The organism is Phaeobacter piscinae (genome assembly GCF_002407245.1).
Classification (GTDB): Bacteria; Pseudomonadota; Alphaproteobacteria; order Rhodobacterales; family Rhodobacteraceae; genus Phaeobacter; species Phaeobacter piscinae.
Window position 1 is genome coordinate 2,120,175 of sequence record NZ_CP010681.1, and the last position, 17,152, is coordinate 2,137,326.

Sequence of the window (17,152 nt, forward strand, 5' to 3'; positions counted from 1 at the left end):
CAAATGGATATGCCGTGCTGAATTCCTCCTGGCTGGAAACCTTTACCGTGCTCAGCGGGCTGGAGAGCTTCACCCGCACCGCCGCCCGGCTGAATATGACCCAGCCGGGGGTGAGCCAGCATGTGAAGAAGCTGGAAGCGCAGGTCGGCAAGCCGCTGCTGGACCGTCACGGCAAGGGGTTCAGCCTGACTGATGCAGGTGCCGCGGTCGCTGCCCTCGGCCGCCGCCGCCTGGCCGAGGAGGAAGCCCTGCGCCAGGAGCTGGGCCAGGACGATCCCGCCAGCGGCCAGGTGCGCATTGCCTGCCCCGGCGGCTTTGCGGTGCTGCTGTACGACGCTGTGGCGGCGCATCTGGCGGGGGCGCCGGGATTGATGCTGTCCTTGCAGGCCGCTCCGCAAGCCGCGATCGAGGCGCAGCTGCTGGCGGGGGAGCTGGACTTTGGCATCCTGCACCGCAAGCTGGAGGCGCCGCGGCTGACGGCCGAGCCTTTGGGCCGTGACCGGTTGAATTTGATCCTGCCGCCAGACAGCCCGGCTGTGCCGGACTTCGACGATTTACAAGCTTTGGGGATGATCGGCCACCCGGATGGTGCGGCACTGGCCGACAGGCTCCTGGGGGCCAATTACAGCGGCTACCGCGGGGCAGCAGGGCTGCGGCAGCGGGCGTTTTTGAACCAGATCGGCCAGATCCTCGACCCGGTGGCGGCGGGCACCGGCTATACCATCCTGCCGCAAACGGCGGTTCTGGCGCAATCGGCGCAGCGCGCGTTCCGCATTGCAGCGCTCGCGCATCCGCAGGAGGACGAGCTGTGGCTGATCAGCCAGCGCCGCGATCCGCCCCCTGCCCGGCTCGCCGCCTTTGCCGAAGCGATCCGCACGGTGAGTGGCCGGCTTGACCAGTAGTGCGGCCTAGATCTGCAGGATGCGGCTTTCGGTGACGATCATGTCCAGCGGCTGGTCGGTGGGTTCCAGCGGCAGATCGTCGTCTTCCTGCGCATCAAAGGCAAAGCCGATCGCCAGCGTCGCGCGCCGCGCCCGCAGCAGTTCCAAGGTGCGGTCGTAAAAGCCGCCCCCATAGCCAAGCCGCCCGCCCCGCGCATCAAAGGCGACCAGCGGCACAATCAGGATCTCGGGTTCAAAATAATCATCCACCTCGGGCACTCTGGCGCCAAAGGGACCGTCGCGCAGCGCGCCGTCCGGTTGCCAGCGACTGAATTTCAGCGGTGTCTCCTTGGCCTGGATCACTGGCACCCCAACCGGACCATGGGCCGCCGCCTCAGCCATGGCAGGGCGCGGGTCAATCTCCGTGCGGATCGGCATGTAACCTGAGAGCGGCACACCGCGATATCCGGCCAGCACCTCGGACAGATGGCCCGCGACCCCTGGCTTGTTCATATCATATGCGGCCTTGCGGCGCTGGAAGGCAGCTTTGCGGGCGTCAGCCTTGATCCGGGTGAGGTCATCCATGAGTGCGATCCTGTCAGAACGAAAGACACCGCCCGCACCGGCGAGCAGCAAAAACGGCGCAGGTCAGAGCAGCATCGCCCCGGCCAGCCCAAGAAAAGCAAAAAATCCGACAATATCCGTGACCGTTGTCACAAAGGCACCGGAGGCCAGCGCCGGATCGACGCCGATTTTCTCCAGAATAATCGGCACCACGGTTCCCGCCAGCCCCGCGACGACCAGATTGATCACCATAGCGACGGCAATCACAACGCCCAGCACGGGTGAGCCGAACCACAAGATCCCCACCACGCCCATGATCAGGGCAAAGGCAAGGCCGTTGACCAGCCCCACCAGAACCTCCCGCCGGATCACCCGCCAGACGTTGGATCCGGTGAGGTCGCGGGTCGCCAGCGCGCGCACTGCCACCGTTAGCGATTGCGTGCCGGCATTGCCACCCATGGAGGCCACGATCGGCATCAGCACCGCCAGCGCCACAAATTCGGCAATCGTCGCCTCAAACTGGGCAATCACCAGCGAGGCCAGAATTGCGGTGGCAAGGTTCACCGCCAGCCAGGGAAAACGCTGCTTCGTCGTGGCCATCACCCGGTCAGCAAGGCTGCCCTCGCCGACCCCCGCGAGGCGCAGGATGTCTTCTTCGTGCTCTTCGTCCAGCACCACCATGGCATCATCCATGGTGATGACGCCCACTAGCCGTCCCTCATCATCGACCACGGGGGCTGAGATCAGGTGGTACTGGTTGAAGGCATAGGCCACATCTTCCTCGTCCTGATCGGCAGGGATGATCTGAAAGGTCTCCTCGACGATGTCACCCAGCGGCACCTCCCGTTTGGAGGACATGATGCGGCCAAGCGTGACATTGCCGACGGGGTGTAGCCGAGGATCGACCAGAACGACATGGTAGAACTGATCCGGGAGATGATCGGATTCCCGCATGAAATCAATTGCCTGCCCGACCGTCCAGTGGTCGGGTGCCATCACCACCTCGCGCTGCATCAGTCGGCCGGCGGAGTTCTCAGGATAGCTCAGCGATTGTTCAACCGCCACCCGGTCCGCATCTTCCAGCGTGTTGAGAATGGCCTCCTGCTGCGGCTCTTCCAGATCCTCCAGCAGGTCAACAACGTCATCGCTTTCAAGATCACGCACCGCCTCAGCCAAAACCTGCGGGGCAAGCTGTGAGATCACCTCTTCGCGGATGCTCTCATCCAGTTCCGACAGGATCTCACCGTCGAATTCGCGGTCGTACAGCCGGATCAGCTGACCCCGGTCAAAGGCGCTGATCTGTTCCAGAAGGTCGGCAATATCCGCTGCGTGCAGCGGCTCCATCAGCGCGGTCAGCTGCGCCTGATCCGCGGCCTCCACTGCCTCAAGAATCTGGCCGACCAGTTTGCGATCCAGCTCATAGGCATCCTCGGACGCGGGATCGACTGGCTCTTGGTGGTCGTCTGCAATCATCTGAGGCCCCTTTTTCGCGGTTGCTTCTGGAATAAAAGAAGCAGTTACCGAAAAACAATGACAATGACGTAATTTACCGCCGATGATGCTGCGCGTATCCTGTGGACCGCAGTTTGGCAAGAAAGGACCGCGTCTTATGCAGGCAGACTATATCTTACGGGGACAGGTTCTTTCGTTTACAGACACCCCCTTTGATGGCGACAGCCCGGAGGCGGCGGCAAAGCTGCATGAGGCGGTCGCCATCGGCGGTGGCAAGGTGCTGGAGCTGGGCGCATGGGAGGGCCTGCGCAAGGCCCATCCGGCGGCAGAACTGGTGGATCATGGCGACCGGCTGATCCTGGCGGGGTTTGTCGATGCCCATGTGCATTTCCCCCAGACCGCGATTATTGCCAGCTGGGGCAAACGGCTGATTGACTGGCTGAACAGCTATACCTTCCCCGAGGAGATGCGGTTTGGTGATCGGTCTTATGCTTATGAGATCGCCGGGCGTTATCTGGATCTGACCCGCTCCCATGGCACCACCACCATGTGCAGCTATTGCACCATCCATCCCGAAAGCGTGGATGCGTTTTTCACCGCCGCGCAGGCGCGGGGCCAACGGGTTGTTGCAGGCAAGACCTGCATGGATCGCAACGCCCCGGACGGGCTGCGCGACACCGCGCAATCGGCCCATGACGACAGTGCGGCGCTGATCGCGCGCTGGCATGGGGTTGACCGGCTGTCTTATGCGATCACGCCACGGTTCTCTCCCACCTCGACACCCGAACAGCTGGAGGCCATGGGCGCGCTTTGGGCCGATCATCCGGACTGTCTGATGCAGACCCATCTGAGCGAGCAAACGGATGAGATTGCCTGGGTGAAGTCGCTCTTTCCCAAGGCCCGCGATTATCTGGATACCTATGAGCAATTTGGCCTGTTGGGCGCACGCGGCCTTTATGGTCATGCCATCCATCTGGAAGACCGCGAGCGTGCCCGGCTGCGCGAGGTTGGCGCGGCGCTGGTGCATTGCCCTACCTCTAACACCTTTATCGGCTCCGGGCTGTTTGATATGGCCGGGCTGATGGCAGAAGGCCAACGGATTGGCCTGGCCACGGACACCGGTGGCGGCTCCAGTTTTTCGATGCTGCGCACCATGGCGGCGGCCTATGAGGTTGGCCAGCTGCGCGGCACGCCACTGCATGCGGCGCAATTGCTGTGGCTGGCCACGCAAGGCTCGGCCCGCGCGCTGCACATGGGAGACCAGATCGGCAATATCGCCCCTGGCATGGAGGCGGACCTGGTGGTGCTGGATCTGGCCTCCACCCCCGCCATTGCGCAGCGCAGCGCCGGGGCGAAAGATCTCTGGGAGGCGGTTTTTGCCACCATCATGATGGGCGATGACCGGGCGGTTGCGGAGGTCTGGATCAACGGCGCACGCGACTGAAGCCCGTCGCGACATGAGGACAAAGCGAGGGAGGCGCTGACGCGCCTCTGCCTCCGGCGGGGATATTTGGCGCCAGAAGCAGGGCGAAGCGCTGTTGCCCGGTTTGGCCAGTTGCGTCAGGCCAGCTGCGTCAGATCAGTCGCATCAAACCAGCTGCATCAGACGTGTGGTGGCTTTTTGGTGCCGTTCCAGGAGCCCTGGCAGATCCATGGTCGCTAGGGTGCCGTCGCGGATGATCTGACGCCCCTCAACGAAGAGATGTTTCACCTGTGCAGGCCCTGCCAGCAACAGGGCCGCCGGATCCCAGCTGCCGCTTGAGGCCACGCCGGTGACATCCCAGATGGCGATATCGGCGCGTTTACCCACCGCAAGCTGCCCCACATCGGGCCGTCCCAGCACCTCTGCCCCGCCGCGCGTGGCGATTTCCAACGCCTCATAGGCGCTCATGGCATCGGCGCCCTGCGCGACCCGCTGCAGCAGCATCGCCTGACGTGCCTCACTGATCAGGCTGGCCATATCATTGCTGGCCGATCCATCCACCCCCAGCCCAACGGGTACCCGCGCATCGCGCATGGCGCGCAGCGGCGCGATACCGCTGCCGAGCCGACAATTGGAACAGGGGCAATGGGCCACACCGGTACGGGTCCGGGCGAAGAGATCAATCTCCTCAGCGTCCAGTTTCACACAATGGGCGTGCCAGACGTCAGGGCCCGTCCAGCCCAGATCCTCGGCGTATTGGCCGGGTCGGCAGCCGAACTGCGCAAGGGAATAGGCGATATCTTCGTCATTTTCGGCCAGATGAGTGTGCAGCATGACGCCCTTGTCCCGCGCCAGAAGGGCGCTGTCCCGCATCAGCTCGCGGCTGACGGAAAACGGCGAACAGGGCGCCAATGCGACCCGGCACATCGACCCCTCAGCGGCATCATGGAACCGGTCCACCACCCGGATCATATCGTCAAGAATGGCGCGTTCATCCTCAACCAGGCTGTCCGGCGGCAGGCCCCCCGCGCTTTCGCCGATGCTCATGGCGCCACGGGTCGGCTGAAAGCGCAGGCCGATATCGCCAGCCGCCTCAATCGTGTCCTCCAGCCTGCTGCCGTTGGGATAGAGGTAGAGATGATCAGAGGTGAGCGAGCAGCCCGAGAAGGCCAGCTCCGCCAAGCCTAGCTGGGCGGAGACATGGATATCATCCGGCGTGAAGGCGGACCAGATCGGGTAGAGCCGTTTCAGCCAGCCAAACAGCAACGCATCCTGCGCGCCGGGCACCGCGCGGGTGAGGTTCTGGTAGAGATGGTGGTGGGTATTCACGAGGCCGGGCGTCACCACGCAGCCGCGGCCGCTGATCCGCTCACCTGTGGTGCTGAGATCACTGCCAATCTCAGCAATAATCCCGTCACGCAGGCGCAGATCCACAGCCGACAGCTGGCGGCGCTGATCATCCATTGTCAGCGCGATATCAATATTTTGAATCAGAATCTCAGGCACAGGTCACACTCCATCAGGCCGCCCATTTCGGTGAAGTGTGAAAACGCGCCGACAGAATACGGGCAAAGGACTCGGCGCGCTGGAGTGGTTTAGCGGATTGTATGCAGGCAGTTCAAGCGGTTTGCTGAATCAGTGCAAGCGCTGCGGCATGTAACTCGGGCGTGGCAGCTGCAAGCACCTGGCCACCCTCATGCGCGGGCGCGCCCTGCCAGTTGGTCACCACGCCGCCTGCCGCCTGAATGACCGCAATCGGCGCCTGAATATCATAAGCGTTCAGACCGGCTTCGATCACCAGATCACATTGCCCCGCCGCCAGTAGCGCATAGGCGTAGCAATCCATACCATAGCGGGTCAGCTGCACCTGGCTGGCGACGCGTTGAAAGGCCGCCCGTTCGTCGTCGCTACCGACTTCGGGAAAAGTGGTGAACAGCGTTGCCTCTGACAGGTTGACCGTCGCGCGGGCAGAGAGCGCCTGCTCTCCCAAGGGGCCGCTCAGGCTGGCGCCATCGGGTGTGCCGACAAAACGTTCACCAATATAAGGCTGGTCGATGATGCCAAGAAAGGGGCCGCGGTTGTCCCCCAGCGCGATCAGAACGCCCCAGGTCGGGGTGCCGCTGATAAAGCCACGGGTGCCGTCAATCGGATCAAGGACCCAGATGCGTCCGGATGGGCCGGTGGTCTCGCCGTATTCCTCTCCAAGGATGCTGTCCTCGGGGCGCAGTTCGGCGAGCACGGACCGCATCGCCTGTTCGGCGGCGCGATCAGCAATGGTGACAGGATCAAAGCCTTCGTCCAGTTTGTTGTCGGATTGCAGTCCGTCTGAACGAAAATATGGCAGGATCGCCTGGCGTGCAGCATCGGCCATCCGATGGGCAACCTCCAGATCTGAAAACGCGGCTGAAGTCATACCCAAAGGGGTGACATTCAACCGCGCATATTTCAAGCCCCAAGCCCCCACTCGAGGCTGGAAAATCAAGCCGCGTCGCTGAGCACGCGCGCCAGTTCGAACAGACGGCGGCGCTGGTTCTCTGGAATCGCGTAGTAGGACCGCACCAGATCCAGTGCCTCCTTGTCGCCCATCAGATCATCAGGCACCTGCGCCTTATCCGATGCTGGCGCAGCATCGTCCTGCAACCCTTCAAAAAAGAAGCTGACAGGAACGCTGAGCGCGTCAGAAATATCCCAGAGCCGAGAGGCGCTGACCCGGTTTGCACCGGTTTCATATTTTTGGATTTGTTGAAATTTGATACCAACCAGCTCTGCGAGCTGTTGTTGCGTCATGCCGATGAGCCACCGGCGATGCCGGATGCGTTTCCCCACGTGCACGTCCACTGGATGAGCCATGCGTTTCTCCTAAGATTTACCAACTGGGTGCCACCCTAGCCGTCTTTCTTAACCCCCGCCCACCCGGCAATTACCGTGCAAGACCAATGTTGCCAAAAAACCCGTAAGTCCCTGTACCAACGAACAAGGCGCTCCCATTGGGGTTGAGTGTACGACCTTAACGGTTGAATTCAAGCAGTCACTCTCGCCGCAATGGGCGCCTGTGCGTCAAACGCATGATTTCATGCACCATTTTTATTTCACTTTTTTGCATGTTTTACTCATGTTCCGCACCTCCCCATAAATAGTGAGGTGATCCGATTGCGAATCTGACATGGTTTTACCACTCAGAATCACCTTACCCCATGCCAGATATGGAAAAATGATATGCGCGCCTACAGTGTTAGCAGCTTCGACATCTCGCCGACTATCGCAGAGGTTGACGTTAGATCCCCGAAAAGCGGAGAAGTTGCAGTTGCAATATACGCCTGTGGGTTGAATTTTGCAGATCTTCTTCTTCTTAGCGGCAAATATCAGGACACGCCAGACCTGCCGTTTGTGCCGGGGTTGGAACTGGCCGGCGTGATCAAGGCGGTTGGCGCGGATGTAGATGGGCTGGCCGTTGGCGACCGGGTAGCGGTGTTTTCCGGTCAGGGTGGCCTGGCCGAAGCCGGGATTTTTCCAGCCGATCGGGTCACACCTATCCCGGATGAGATGTCCTTTGCCGATGCAGCAGCGTTTCAGATCACCTATGGCACCGGACTTGTGGCACTTGATCACTGCGCACGACTCCAGCCGGGGGAGACGCTGCTGGTCACCGGCGCTGCAGGGGGCGTTGGCCTCACGGCGGTTGAGATCGGCAAGCGGCTGGGCGCGCGGGTGATTGCCCATGCCCGCGGTGCCGAGAAACTGGCTGTGGCCAAGGCCGCTGGTGCGGACCATCTGATCGATGCCAGTGACGATCTGCGCCAATCGGTCAAGGATCTGGGCGGCGCGGATGTGGTCTATGAGGCCATCGGCGGCGAGGTCTGGACCGCCGCCTTTCGCGCAACCAACCCCGGCGGCCGGTTGCTGCCGATCGGCTTTGCCGGGGGTGAGGTGCCGCAGATCCCTGCGAACCATCTGCTGGTCAAAAATCTCAGCGTGATCGGATTTTACTTCGGCGGCTACCTCAAGAGCCAGCCGGTGGTAATCCAAGGGGCGATCAAACGGTTGCTTCAGTGGTACCGCGACGGCTCATTGCGCCCGCATATCAGCCACAGGCTGCCGCTGGATCGGGTCGCTGACGGTCTGGAGCTGCTGCGCAGCAGGCAGGCCACGGGCAAGGTGGTGATCATGATCCGACCAGAGCAGGGCTAACGACAGCTTGGCTGCAGCCCTGCCCTGTCCTGCTTAGCCCTTCCACGCCCCACCAGGCCATGTCATGCAATGAGAACCCGCACCGCAAACAAGGGCGGCGCGGGTCTTGGTCTGAGGTGAGACCTCAGGCAGCTGTCCAATGCGTCTGCGCGGCAGCCAGCGGGGCGCTGATGTTCTGAAACGCCTTACGCACAAGAAACGCCAGCTCGCTCACCATGGGAGAGCCAGAGGTCTCCGCCCCATAGAGATTGATCAGTTGGACCGGCAGCTCTGGCAGGTTGCCGCCATGGTCGATCTGCACCAGATGCGGCGGTTCGGTCCCCTCAATCATCGTATGAATCGCAAGATCGGCGCTGACGGTTGCCTCAATTGTGCGGTCACTGTCGGTTTCCACCACCATCTCCCAGGAAATACCAGCTGCATCCAGCGCGCCCACCACCTTGGGCCTGAAGGTGCAGTACCGACCAAAGGCCAGCTTCAGCGGACGCTGCCGCCAAGCAGACCCGTTGGGAGCCCCGATCCAGCAGAGCGGACGTTCGGCCAGTGTTTCACCATTTTCCGAGGTGGTGGTTTCCGTGGTCAGGATCAGATCGCATTCACCGCGCGAGAACTGCTCCTTCAGCGAGCGGGTAAAACTGGAGATCAGCTGCACCTTCACCCGCGGGAACGACGCATTGAAACGCTGCAGCACCTGCGGGATCGCCGGGTAAACAATGTCATGCGGCACCCCAAGGACAATCTCGCCTTCATAGGCCTGATCGGTGAGCCGACCGATCACCTCATCATTCAGCGCCACCATCCGCCGGGCATAGGCCAGCAGCTGCTCCCCGGAGGCGGTCAGCGCAATTGTCCGGCCAGAGCGATCCAGCAGTTGCAGCCCCAGCAGCTCCTCAAGTCGCTTGAGCTGCATAGAGACCGCAGACTGGGTCAGATGCAGAAAGCCGGCGGCGCGGGTTACCCCACCGTTATCCGCAACCGCAACGAAGGAGCGCAGCGTGGTGATATCGAGATTCCGCATCATCACAATCCTTGATAGTTGAAATCATAAACATTCGTTTTTCATATCAATCACACTGCGCCATATACATCAACAGAATTGATAACAACGCACCACACCATCATAGATCCAGAAAAGGACGCAAATTATGACCTATATGGACAACAGCCTGCGCTCCACCTCCTGCGCCCCCCGCCGTTCGATCCTGGCAACCGTGTCCCATGCCCTCGCCGTCTGGCGCGAACGCCGGATGCTGGCGCAGCTGGATCCCTCCGCGCTTGAGGACATGGGCATCAGCCAACGCGACGCCGAAGCAGAAGCCCGCCGTCCGATCTGGGATGCCCCGAACAACTGGACCCGCTAACGTCAACGCGTCGGCAGAGAGCGTAAGACAAACAGGTCCGCACTGCGGGCCTTTTTTTGTTCCAGACCGATGAGCGTGATATTCGGGGTATCAGCGTATGTGCGCCTGCGTCTTGAGCGGATCAGGTAGCTTGCTGCGGCCCGTAAAGGTGACCAGCAGTGCCGCAAGGATAATGGCGAAGACGCCCAAAACCCCCAACGCGCCCGGCACCACCGAGAACAACACCAGATCAAAGCCAAGCGCCCAGACCAGGCCGGTATAGTCAAAAGGCGCGAGCGTGCTGACCGGTGCCCGTGCTACCGCTTCATTGGCGACGATATGACCAACACCACCTATCAGCCCGGCAAAAGCGAGCCATCCGAACATCTCAGCGCTGAGGGAAACCCAGCCCAAGGGCAAAGATGCAAGCCCAAGCGCGGCAGAGACAATTGCAAAGTAAAAGGCAATGGAAGACGACCCCTCCGTTGCCATCATCGTTTTTGTGTGCACCCGAACAAACGCCATAGTGACGGCATAGGCAAGACCAGCAACCACGCCGATCAAAGCCCCATCACCGGGCAATTCCATTGCTTCCCACAACAGCAACACCACACCGGCAAACCCAAAGGAAATTGCGATGATGATCGCAGCGGTCAACCGTTCACCAAGCAGTATCGCCGAAAGCGGCAAGACCAGAACTGGCGCCAGATAGGCCAGGGCCTGCGCATTGGCGACGGGAAGATAAGCAAGAGATACAAAAGACATAGCCATGGAAAACGCGCCGAAAGCACTTCGGGTCACATGCAGGCGCGGATACCGTGTTTTCAACGCAGCGGGGAACTCACCGCGCCAAATCATATACAAGACGATGGGTATCAGTGCCAATACAGATCGCCAGAACATGATTTGACCGATGGGCACACTCTGTGCCGCTCCATGGATGGCTGCTGACATGGCGGTCATCAGGAATGCGGCCAAAAGACGCAAACCGATCCCCTGAAGATGTGTGTTCTGTGATCTCATGACAAAAGACATGTCAAATGCGCTCCGCCACCACAACAAAAATGCAACCAAAGGCTGAGTTATGCATAACGTCTCGGTATTATGCTCCTTAGGCAACCAACGAGAGACTGCATCGTTACCCTGCGCCCCACCTTCCGCCGCTTTTTGTCGATAATTGCGTCGAAACTTCGATCTACAGGCTTGAACCGCGCCCCGCTTCACCCGATATTTGCGAGGAACGCCAGGTCTCTGCACGCAGCAGGGAACCTGCGCGAGGGAGTTTAGAGACGGAGACCATGATACATGGCACAGTTTGACACCATCCGATCCACAGCGGGCGCACGCTCTGCGGAGATCGATGCGGGGCTGCGCGCCCACATGAACAAGGTCTACGGCACCATGGCCGTAGGCACATTCATCACTTTTCTGGCGGCCTGGGCCATTTCCGGCCTCGCGGTCACCACGGACCCCGCCAATGCCGCAGCCCAGTTGAGCGCTGACAAATATCTGACCAGCATCGGCTATGCGCTTTATGCCTCGCCGCTGAAATGGGTTGTCATGTTTGCCCCGCTGGCCTTTGTCTTTGGCATCGGCGCGGCGGCAAATCGCATGTCGGCCGCTGGCGTCCAGCTGCTGTTCTATGTTTTCGCCACCGTGATGGGTGTGTCCATCAGCTCGATCTTCCTGGTGTTCACCGGTGAGAGCATCGTGCAGGTGTTCCTGATCACCTCTATCGCCTTTGCGGGTCTGTCGCTGGTGGGTTACACCACCAAGAAGGACCTCTCCGGCATGGGCGCCTTCCTGATCATGGGCCTGATCGGTCTGATCGTGGCGTCGGTTGTGAATATCTTCTTGGCCTCCTCAGCGATTGCTTTCGCAATTTCGGTGATCGGCGTGCTGATCTTTGCGGGTCTCACCGCCTATGACACCCAGCGGATCAAGAATGAGTATCTGCAGCACGCCCATATGGGCGACCAGGAGTGGCTCGCCAAATCCGCCATCATGGGCGCGCTGAGCCTCTATCTGGACTTCATCAATATGTTCATGATGCTGCTCCAGCTGCTTGGAAACCGCGAATAACGCGACACCTTCCAGACCTAAGCACGACCGGGGCGGATCATCACGATCCGCCCTTTTTCTTTGCCTGCCCAGCCGACCTGCTGCCGCCCAGCAGGCCTCTCTTCACCGCTGTATTTGAGACACCCATGGATCTGATCGATATTACCCCCGCAGACGCCCACCGCCTGATCCCCCTGCTGCAGGACCTGCATGCGTTGCACGTGGCCCATCAACCCGATCGCTACCCCGCAGACCCAGACGACGCCGCATTGACCCGCTGGCTGGAAGAATGGCTGAGCGATAGCAGCGTGACCGCCCGCGCTGCGGTCAGCCCGCAGGGCAGCGTGATGGGCTATATGATCTATGGGATTGAACACCGCCCTGCCCTGCCTGTGCGCCGGGCTGAGACCCGCGCGATGCTGCACCACATCGCCGTATCAGAAAGCTGGCGGCGCATGGGCGTGGGAGCAGCGCTGATCGCGGATCTGAAACGCGCTGTGGCGCTCCAAGGCATCCAGGTCGTTGCCACCACATATGCGCCGTTCAACAGCGCCTCCGCCGCATTGATGGCGCGTATGGGAATGGAGCCGGTCATGATCATGGCCGAGTGGCGCGGCTGACACAGGTATCTCCGACCGCTCTGACAGCCACCAACGACGCGCGCTGCGTCCCATAAAAGACAGGAGGCAGCCCCACCGCTGCCTCCTGCTCTGGTCGCTCCCCCGAGCCGACCTGTGGTGCTGTGACCGCCCGAGACCTTGCACTTCCGGCGAGGCACCTCGGCGCCACTGTCTCACCCACATCCCGAGATCACTTGTCGCGGGGAAACCTGCCATTAACGCGCCAAAGCATCCAGCGGGCCGGACTTTCACCAACCGGATTTTCATAAAACTTGTGGTGCGCCGGGTAAGACTTGCTGTGCCAACCAAAAAAGGGCCGCACTACGGTGCGACCCTTCTTATCTACTGTCCCGAAAATCGGGGGTTGATATCGCGGCCAGCGGCTGCGCGACATCAAGAGGCTTATTTGATTTTGCCTTCTTTGTATTCAACGTGCTTGCGCACGACCGGGTCGTACTTACGCACAACCATTTTCTCGGTCATGGTGCGTGCGTTTTTCTTGGTCACGTAGAAGTGGCCCGTGCCCGCGGTCGAGTTCAGGCGGATCTTGATTGTGGTCGGCTTCGCCATGGTATTCTCCTGCGTCCGAAAAGGCAGGGGCCTCTCGGTAAATTCCTATATGAGCGTGCGCTTTTACCTGCACCACCCCGCGAGTCAAGAGGGTTCGCCGGGATATTTTGCGCAGAGGGCCTATAAGCCGGATTTTGTTCCGGGGCCAAGGCCCCTTCGATGACCATTCATCTAGGATGCGCATTGCTGCGCACCTCCAGCTGCCAACCCGACCCCTCTTGGCCAAAACATGCCTAGCGGCGGTATCGGCTGACGCCGACCGGCCCGCGCGGGGGTCCTATTTGGCATTGCTCCCGGTGGGGCTTGCCATGCCGCCCCTGTTGCCAGCGGCGCGGTGGGCTCTTACCCCACCGTTTCACCCTTACCCACACGGGATCGCCTGACAGGCAGGCGCGTGCGGGCGGTCTGTTTTCTGTGGCGCTCTCCGTCAGATCGCTCTGCCCGGGCGTTACCCGGCACCGTCGTTTTGTAGAGTCCGGACTTTCCTCGTGATGCCTTGCGGCCTCCCGCGGCCATCCAGCCCTCTGCGCCCTGATCGCCTAGAAACAACCGCGCCCGGCGTCAAGCAGATTGTGCCCCGTAAGAACGGAGATGGGGCGTTGCCCCTTTCGCCCCCTCAGGATCGGGGGCAATTCACCTCAGGATATTTTCGCCAGAAGATGGGCGGCGCGTGGGGCTACCTTTAGCGATTGCTAGGCAGAAGCAGTTGTATATCCGCATCGCTCAACGGTCCGCGTTGTCCGGGCCGAAACCTGAGACGCACCGCCTGCAGCAGCGTGGCGTCGTCAACATCTGCAGTGAAGCCCCGCGCCTGCGCGCGAGCGCGAAAAAGCTCCGTGCGCGCCCATGGCTCCTGCGGAATGGGTGGAGCAGCCGCCGTGACCTTCGGGACGGGGGCTGCCAGTCCTTGCCGCGCCAGACGCGCCCAGTCAAAGCGCGGGCCGGGATCGAATTTGCGGCCGGGCGCCATGCAGGAGTGACCGATCACCCCTGTAGGCGATATCTCCCAACGTTGCAGGATGGCGGGCAAGAGCGTCTCCAATCGCGCCATCTGCGGCGCAGAAAAAGGGTGATCCCCCCGATTGTCGAGTTCGATCCCAATGGAACGTGAATTGATATCGCCCTGCCCGCACCATTCACCTGCACCTGCATGCCAGGCGCGATCCGCCTCGTGCACCATCTGCCACAGCGTTCCGTCAGCGCCGATCAGATAATGGGCGGAGACTTCGTATTGCGGATCACAGAGCCGTGCCAGAGCCGCCTCGGCGTGCTCCATTGCGGTGTAGTGAAGAACGACCAGCTCTGGGCGCAGCCCATTCCGGCGCGCATTGAAATTGGGGCTCGGATGCCAAATGGCGGCCTCACCCTCCTCAGGATTGCTCGGGACCTCGGTCACGCCACGCCGCCCGGCGTCAGTTCTGCACCGCAAGGCGATAAGGCGCCGGGTCCCAACCGCAAGCGTAGCCATCGCCATCGGGATCAAGTGCCTGACGGTCACGCTTCGGCCCGCCTGCTGCAAGAAAGGCGATCTGGGCCAGTTCTGGCGACGCAAAGCCCGCGCAATTGCGCGAGGAGCGCGCCGCAAGATTGATGCCCGAGCGCGAATAGATGCGCTGCCCGCGCGGATTGGAGGTGCTCAGCGCGTAGCGAACGATATTGGGATCACGGCTGCCACTGCGGGTGGGCACGGCAGTCGGGCTCACCACCTGATATTGCGCGCGCTGACGGGCCAGCCGCTCTGCGTCGCTTTCTATGCTCTGACGCGAGGCAACCGCGTCAAAGTCATTCTCGTCCGAAATCTGCGGATTGCCCGCAAGCGCCGGTGCCGGGTTGGAGGGGCTGGCCTCAATCGGGGCGGTGCCGGAATTGCTGCGTGCGGCCTCTAGTGCCGCTGCGGTCTCCCGCGCGATGTCATCGCTGCTGCCGCCGGAGGAGGCGAGTGTTCCCGCACCACTGGTGCGCGCCGCCACGCGGGGCGCGGGCTGCACAGCGCGCGGCAGAGGCTCGCTGGCGACCCGTGCCGGTGGCACCAGTGGATCGCCGTTGATGGTGGTGCCGGTCGCAGGCGCCCCGTCGAAGGGGCTGGAGCCAAACCCGGCCTCTGGCCCGCTGTCGGGCACCGGGGGTTGGCACGCGGCCAGCAGGACAAGGCTGCTGGTCGCAAGGATGGACCGGAATGCACGCATGATCACCACCTGTTTGTTCTGCTCAGATCAGAACCGGGTTTACCACCAATGCCCTGGCTTGGCCACAAACCCGGCAGCCTCTTCCAGCGCATAGGCTGTATTCAGCAGATCACCCTCTTCCCAGGGGCGGCCAATCAGTTGCAGACCAAGCGGCAGCCCTTTGGCATCAACACCAGCAGGCACGGAAATCCCCGGCAGACCGGCGAGGTTCACGGTCACGGTGAAGACGTCGTTCAGATACATCTGCACCGGATCCGCGTCGATCATTTCCCCCAAACCAAAGGCCGCAGAGGGCGTGGCCGGTGTCAGGATCGCGTCGATACCCTGCGCAAAAACATCCTCGAAGTCCTTTTTGATCAGGGTACGGACCTTGCGGGCACGATTGTAGTAGGCGTCATAGAAACCTGCGGAAAGCACATAGGTACCAACCATCACACGGCGCTGCACCTCATGGCCGAAGCCCGCGGCGCGGGTTTTCTCGTACATCTCGGTGATGCCGTCGCCGCCCTCCAGCGTGGCGCGCTGACCGTAGCGCACACCGTCGTAGCGTGCGAGGTTTGATGACGCCTCAGCAGGGGCAATCACGTAGTAGGCTGGCAGCGCGTATTTGGTGTGCGGCAGGGAAATATCGACGATCTCGGCGCCTGCTGCGCGCAGCATCTCCGCCCCTTCGGACCAGAGTTTCTCAATCTCCGCAGGCATGCCATCCATGCGGTATTCGCGCGGGATGCCGATTTTCTTGCCTTTGATATCACCGGTCAGCATTGCCTCAAAATTCGGCACCGCCAGATCGGCGCTGGTGCTGTCCTTGGGGTCGTGGCCACACATCGCCTCAAGCATCATCGCCGCATCGCGCACCGATTTGGTCATCGGACCGGCCTGATCCAGCGAGGAGGCAAAGGCCACCACACCCCAGCGCGAGCAGCGCCCGTAAGTGGGTTTGATGCCGGTGATACCGGTAAAGGCCGCAGGCTGACGAATCGACCCGCCGGTATCGGTGCCAGTTGCCGCCAGGCACAGATCAGCAGCCACAGCAGATGCCGACCCACCGGAGGAGCCGCCCGGTGTCAGTTGGGCCTCATCGCCCTCGCGCCGCCAGGGGCTGACTGCGTTGCCATAGACAGATGTCTCGTTGGATGAGCCCATCGCGAATTCATCCATGTTCAGCTTGCCCAGCATAACCGCACCAGAATCCTGCAACTGCTGGGAGACGGTGGATTCATACTCGGGCTTGAAGCCTTCCAAGATGCCAGAGGCCGCCTGACTGTCGACACCTTTGGTGCAGAACAGATCCTTGATGCCAATGGGAAGGCCACACATGGCAGGCGCGTCGCCTGCCTTGATCCGTACGTCCGCCGCCTTAGCGCGTTCCAGCGCAATCTCGGGCGTCTTGTGCACGAAGGCATTCAGCGCATCCGCGGCATCAATCGCTTTCAGACAGGCCTCGGTCAGCTCGACAGAGGTGGTTTCGCCCTTGCGCAATGCGTCACGAGCGGCGGACAGGGTCAGTTTGTTCAGTTCGGTCATGTCTTATTCAACCACCTTGGGCACTGCGAAAAAGCCTTCGCGGGCATCGGGAGCATTGGCGAGGATCTTGTCCTGCTGATTGCCATCCGTGACCTCATCCACCCGGCGCTTCAGCCGCTGCGGTGTTACGGAGGTCATTGGCTCGACGCCTTCGACGTCCACCTCGTTCAGCTGCTCGATAAAGCCGAGGATGGTGTTGAACTCATCTGCCAGAGCGGGCAGCGCGTCCTCTTCGACCTTGATACGGGCCAGTTTGGCCACTTTGGCGGCGGTGCTTTGGTCAATCGACATGGAAACCCTCATCTCGTGTTAGCACGCATTTACCGCCGCACCGCCGCCG

At 61.4% G+C, this 17,152-nt stretch carries 18 protein-coding genes and 1 other RNA gene; 6 read left to right on the forward strand and 13 right to left on the reverse strand.

Features of this window, described 5'->3' with window-relative positions:
* Nucleotides 1–14 precede the first annotated feature (14 nt).
* Nucleotides 15–902, forward strand: coding sequence for a LysR family transcriptional regulator (locus phaeop14_RS09920; protein WP_096789426.1), 888 nt, complete (start codon nt 15–17; stop codon nt 900–902).
* 6 nt (nt 903–908) lie between these two features.
* Here the strand turns inward: phaeop14_RS09920 and phaeop14_RS09925 are convergent, their stop codons facing one another.
* Together phaeop14_RS09925 and mgtE are read right to left on the reverse strand one after the other, a co-directional pair.
* On the reverse strand, nt 909–1,466 hold the full coding sequence (locus phaeop14_RS09925; protein WP_096789427.1) for a 5-formyltetrahydrofolate cyclo-ligase: 558 nt from the start codon (nt 1,464–1,466) through the stop codon (nt 909–911).
* Nucleotides 1,467–1,529: 63 nt separating this feature from the next.
* Entirely contained in the window at nt 1,530–2,918 is a 1,389-nt protein-coding gene (gene mgtE, locus phaeop14_RS09930) for a magnesium transporter (RefSeq protein WP_096789428.1), read from the reverse strand.
* Nucleotides 2,919–3,054: 136 nt separating this feature from the next.
* On the opposite strand from mgtE, the gene guaD reads away from it, so the two are divergent.
* Nucleotides 3,055–4,341 (forward strand): guanine deaminase, encoded by a 1,287-nt coding sequence (gene guaD / locus phaeop14_RS09935; protein WP_096790277.1) that lies wholly within the window; start codon nt 3,055–3,057, stop codon nt 4,339–4,341.
* 144 nt (nt 4,342–4,485) lie between these two features.
* Here guaD and phaeop14_RS09940 read toward each other — a convergent pair whose 3' ends face one another.
* The 3 genes from phaeop14_RS09940 to phaeop14_RS09950 all read right to left on the reverse strand — a co-directional run bounded on the left by phaeop14_RS09940 (nt 4,486) and on the right by phaeop14_RS09950 (nt 7,170).
* Complete coding sequence (locus phaeop14_RS09940) at nt 4,486–5,826, reverse strand: 8-oxoguanine deaminase (RefSeq protein ID WP_096789429.1); 1,341 nt, start codon at nt 5,824–5,826, stop codon at nt 4,486–4,488.
* A 112-nt stretch (nt 5,827–5,938) separates the two neighbouring features.
* A complete protein-coding gene (hisN, locus tag phaeop14_RS09945) occupies nt 5,939–6,733 on the reverse strand; it encodes a histidinol-phosphatase (protein ID WP_096789430.1) in 795 nt (264 codons plus the stop codon).
* 65 nt (nt 6,734–6,798) lie between these two features.
* On the reverse strand, nt 6,799–7,170 hold the full coding sequence (locus phaeop14_RS09950) for a helix-turn-helix domain-containing protein (RefSeq protein ID WP_040170404.1): 372 nt from the start codon (nt 7,168–7,170) through the stop codon (nt 6,799–6,801).
* Between the two features lie 366 nt (nt 7,171–7,536).
* On the opposite strand from phaeop14_RS09950, the gene phaeop14_RS09955 reads away from it, so the two are divergent.
* Nucleotides 7,537–8,508 carry an NADPH:quinone oxidoreductase family protein gene (locus phaeop14_RS09955; protein WP_096789431.1) on the forward strand — a complete coding sequence of 324 codons (972 nt, stop codon included), beginning with the start codon at nt 7,537–7,539 and terminating at the stop codon, nt 8,506–8,508.
* Between the two features lie 124 nt (nt 8,509–8,632).
* On the opposite strand, the gene phaeop14_RS09960 is transcribed toward phaeop14_RS09955, so the two are convergent.
* A complete protein-coding gene (locus phaeop14_RS09960; RefSeq protein ID WP_040170835.1) occupies nt 8,633–9,526 on the reverse strand; it encodes a LysR family transcriptional regulator in 894 nt (297 codons plus the stop codon).
* Nucleotides 9,527–9,653: 127 nt separating this feature from the next.
* Between phaeop14_RS09960 and phaeop14_RS09965 the strand changes: the two genes are divergently transcribed.
* Nucleotides 9,654–9,869 (forward strand): DUF1127 domain-containing protein, encoded by a 216-nt coding sequence (locus phaeop14_RS09965; RefSeq protein WP_096789432.1) that lies wholly within the window; start codon nt 9,654–9,656, stop codon nt 9,867–9,869.
* Between the two features lie 90 nt (nt 9,870–9,959).
* Here the strand turns inward: phaeop14_RS09965 and phaeop14_RS09970 are convergent, their stop codons facing one another.
* On the reverse strand, nt 9,960–11,105 hold the full coding sequence (locus phaeop14_RS09970) for a DMT family transporter (RefSeq protein ID WP_244905749.1): 1,146 nt from the start codon (nt 11,103–11,105) through the stop codon (nt 9,960–9,962).
* 48 nt (nt 11,106–11,153) lie between these two features.
* Here phaeop14_RS09970 and phaeop14_RS09975 point away from each other — a divergent pair, with 48 nt between their 5' ends.
* Both phaeop14_RS09975 and phaeop14_RS09980 read left to right on the forward strand, forming a co-directional pair.
* The gene (locus phaeop14_RS09975; RefSeq protein WP_096789433.1) at nt 11,154–11,930 is read left to right on the forward strand and encodes a Bax inhibitor-1/YccA family protein; all 777 of its coding nucleotides are present in this window, start codon (nt 11,154–11,156) and stop codon (nt 11,928–11,930) included.
* 125 nt (nt 11,931–12,055) lie between these two features.
* Nucleotides 12,056–12,529, forward strand: coding sequence for a GNAT family N-acetyltransferase (locus tag phaeop14_RS09980; RefSeq protein WP_096789434.1), 474 nt, complete (start codon nt 12,056–12,058; stop codon nt 12,527–12,529).
* Nucleotides 12,530–12,931: 402 nt separating this feature from the next.
* Here the strand turns inward: phaeop14_RS09980 and rpmG are convergent, their stop codons facing one another.
* The 6 genes from rpmG to gatC form a co-directional block, all read right to left on the reverse strand.
* A complete protein-coding gene (gene rpmG, locus phaeop14_RS09985) occupies nt 12,932–13,099 on the reverse strand; it encodes a 50S ribosomal protein L33 (protein ID WP_007814563.1) in 168 nt (55 codons plus the stop codon).
* A 107-nt stretch (nt 13,100–13,206) separates the two neighbouring features.
* An RNA gene (gene rnpB / locus phaeop14_RS09990) (RNase P RNA component class A) lies at nt 13,207–13,627 on the reverse strand.
* 154 nt (nt 13,628–13,781) lie between these two features.
* Nucleotides 13,782–14,495, reverse strand: a complete 714-nt coding sequence (locus phaeop14_RS09995) for an N-acetylmuramoyl-L-alanine amidase (RefSeq protein ID WP_096789435.1) — start codon at nt 14,493–14,495, stop codon at nt 13,782–13,784.
* A 16-nt stretch (nt 14,496–14,511) separates the two neighbouring features.
* Nucleotides 14,512–15,285 carry a hypothetical protein gene (locus phaeop14_RS10000; protein ID WP_040170834.1) on the reverse strand — a complete coding sequence of 258 codons (774 nt, stop codon included), beginning with the start codon at nt 15,283–15,285 and terminating at the stop codon, nt 14,512–14,514.
* A gap of 39 nt (nt 15,286–15,324) precedes the next feature.
* Nucleotides 15,325–16,812, reverse strand: coding sequence for an Asp-tRNA(Asn)/Glu-tRNA(Gln) amidotransferase subunit GatA (gene gatA / locus phaeop14_RS10005; protein ID WP_040180060.1), 1,488 nt, complete (start codon nt 16,810–16,812; stop codon nt 15,325–15,327).
* A 3-nt stretch (nt 16,813–16,815) separates the two neighbouring features.
* Nucleotides 16,816–17,103 (reverse strand): Asp-tRNA(Asn)/Glu-tRNA(Gln) amidotransferase subunit GatC, encoded by a 288-nt coding sequence (gene gatC, locus phaeop14_RS10010; RefSeq protein WP_008561736.1) that lies wholly within the window; start codon nt 17,101–17,103, stop codon nt 16,816–16,818.
* Between the last annotated feature and the right edge of the window lie 49 nt (nt 17,104–17,152).

Coding starts and splice junctions, on each gene's coding strand:
- hisN (WP_096789430.1), bottom strand. CDS start 6,733: ATGACTTCAGCCGCGTTTTCAGATCTGGAGGTTGCCCATCGGATGGCC.
- phaeop14_RS09975 (WP_096789433.1), top strand. CDS start 11,154: ATGGCACAGTTTGACACCATCCGATCCACAGCGGGCGCACGCTCTGCG.
- phaeop14_RS09955 (WP_096789431.1), top strand. CDS start 7,537: ATGCGCGCCTACAGTGTTAGCAGCTTCGACATCTCGCCGACTATCGCA.
- phaeop14_RS09980 (WP_096789434.1), top strand. CDS start 12,056: ATGGATCTGATCGATATTACCCCCGCAGACGCCCACCGCCTGATCCCC.
- phaeop14_RS09925 (WP_096789427.1), bottom strand. CDS start 1,466: ATGGATGACCTCACCCGGATCAAGGCTGACGCCCGCAAAGCTGCCTTC.
- gatA (WP_040180060.1), bottom strand. CDS start 16,812: ATGACCGAACTGAACAAACTGACCCTGTCCGCCGCTCGTGACGCATTG.
- phaeop14_RS09965 (WP_096789432.1), top strand. CDS start 9,654: ATGACCTATATGGACAACAGCCTGCGCTCCACCTCCTGCGCCCCCCGC.
- phaeop14_RS09960 (WP_040170835.1), bottom strand. CDS start 9,526: ATGCGGAATCTCGATATCACCACGCTGCGCTCCTTCGTTGCGGTTGCG.
- gatC (WP_008561736.1), bottom strand. CDS start 17,103: ATGTCGATTGACCAAAGCACCGCCGCCAAAGTGGCCAAACTGGCCCGT.
- rpmG (WP_007814563.1), bottom strand. CDS start 13,099: ATGGCGAAGCCGACCACAATCAAGATCCGCCTGAACTCGACCGCGGGC.
- phaeop14_RS09950 (WP_040170404.1), bottom strand. CDS start 7,170: ATGGCTCATCCAGTGGACGTGCACGTGGGGAAACGCATCCGGCATCGC.
- mgtE (WP_096789428.1), bottom strand. CDS start 2,918: ATGATTGCAGACGACCACCAAGAGCCAGTCGATCCCGCGTCCGAGGAT.
- guaD (WP_096790277.1), top strand. CDS start 3,055: ATGCAGGCAGACTATATCTTACGGGGACAGGTTCTTTCGTTTACAGAC.
- phaeop14_RS10000 (WP_040170834.1), bottom strand. CDS start 15,285: ATGCGTGCATTCCGGTCCATCCTTGCGACCAGCAGCCTTGTCCTGCTG.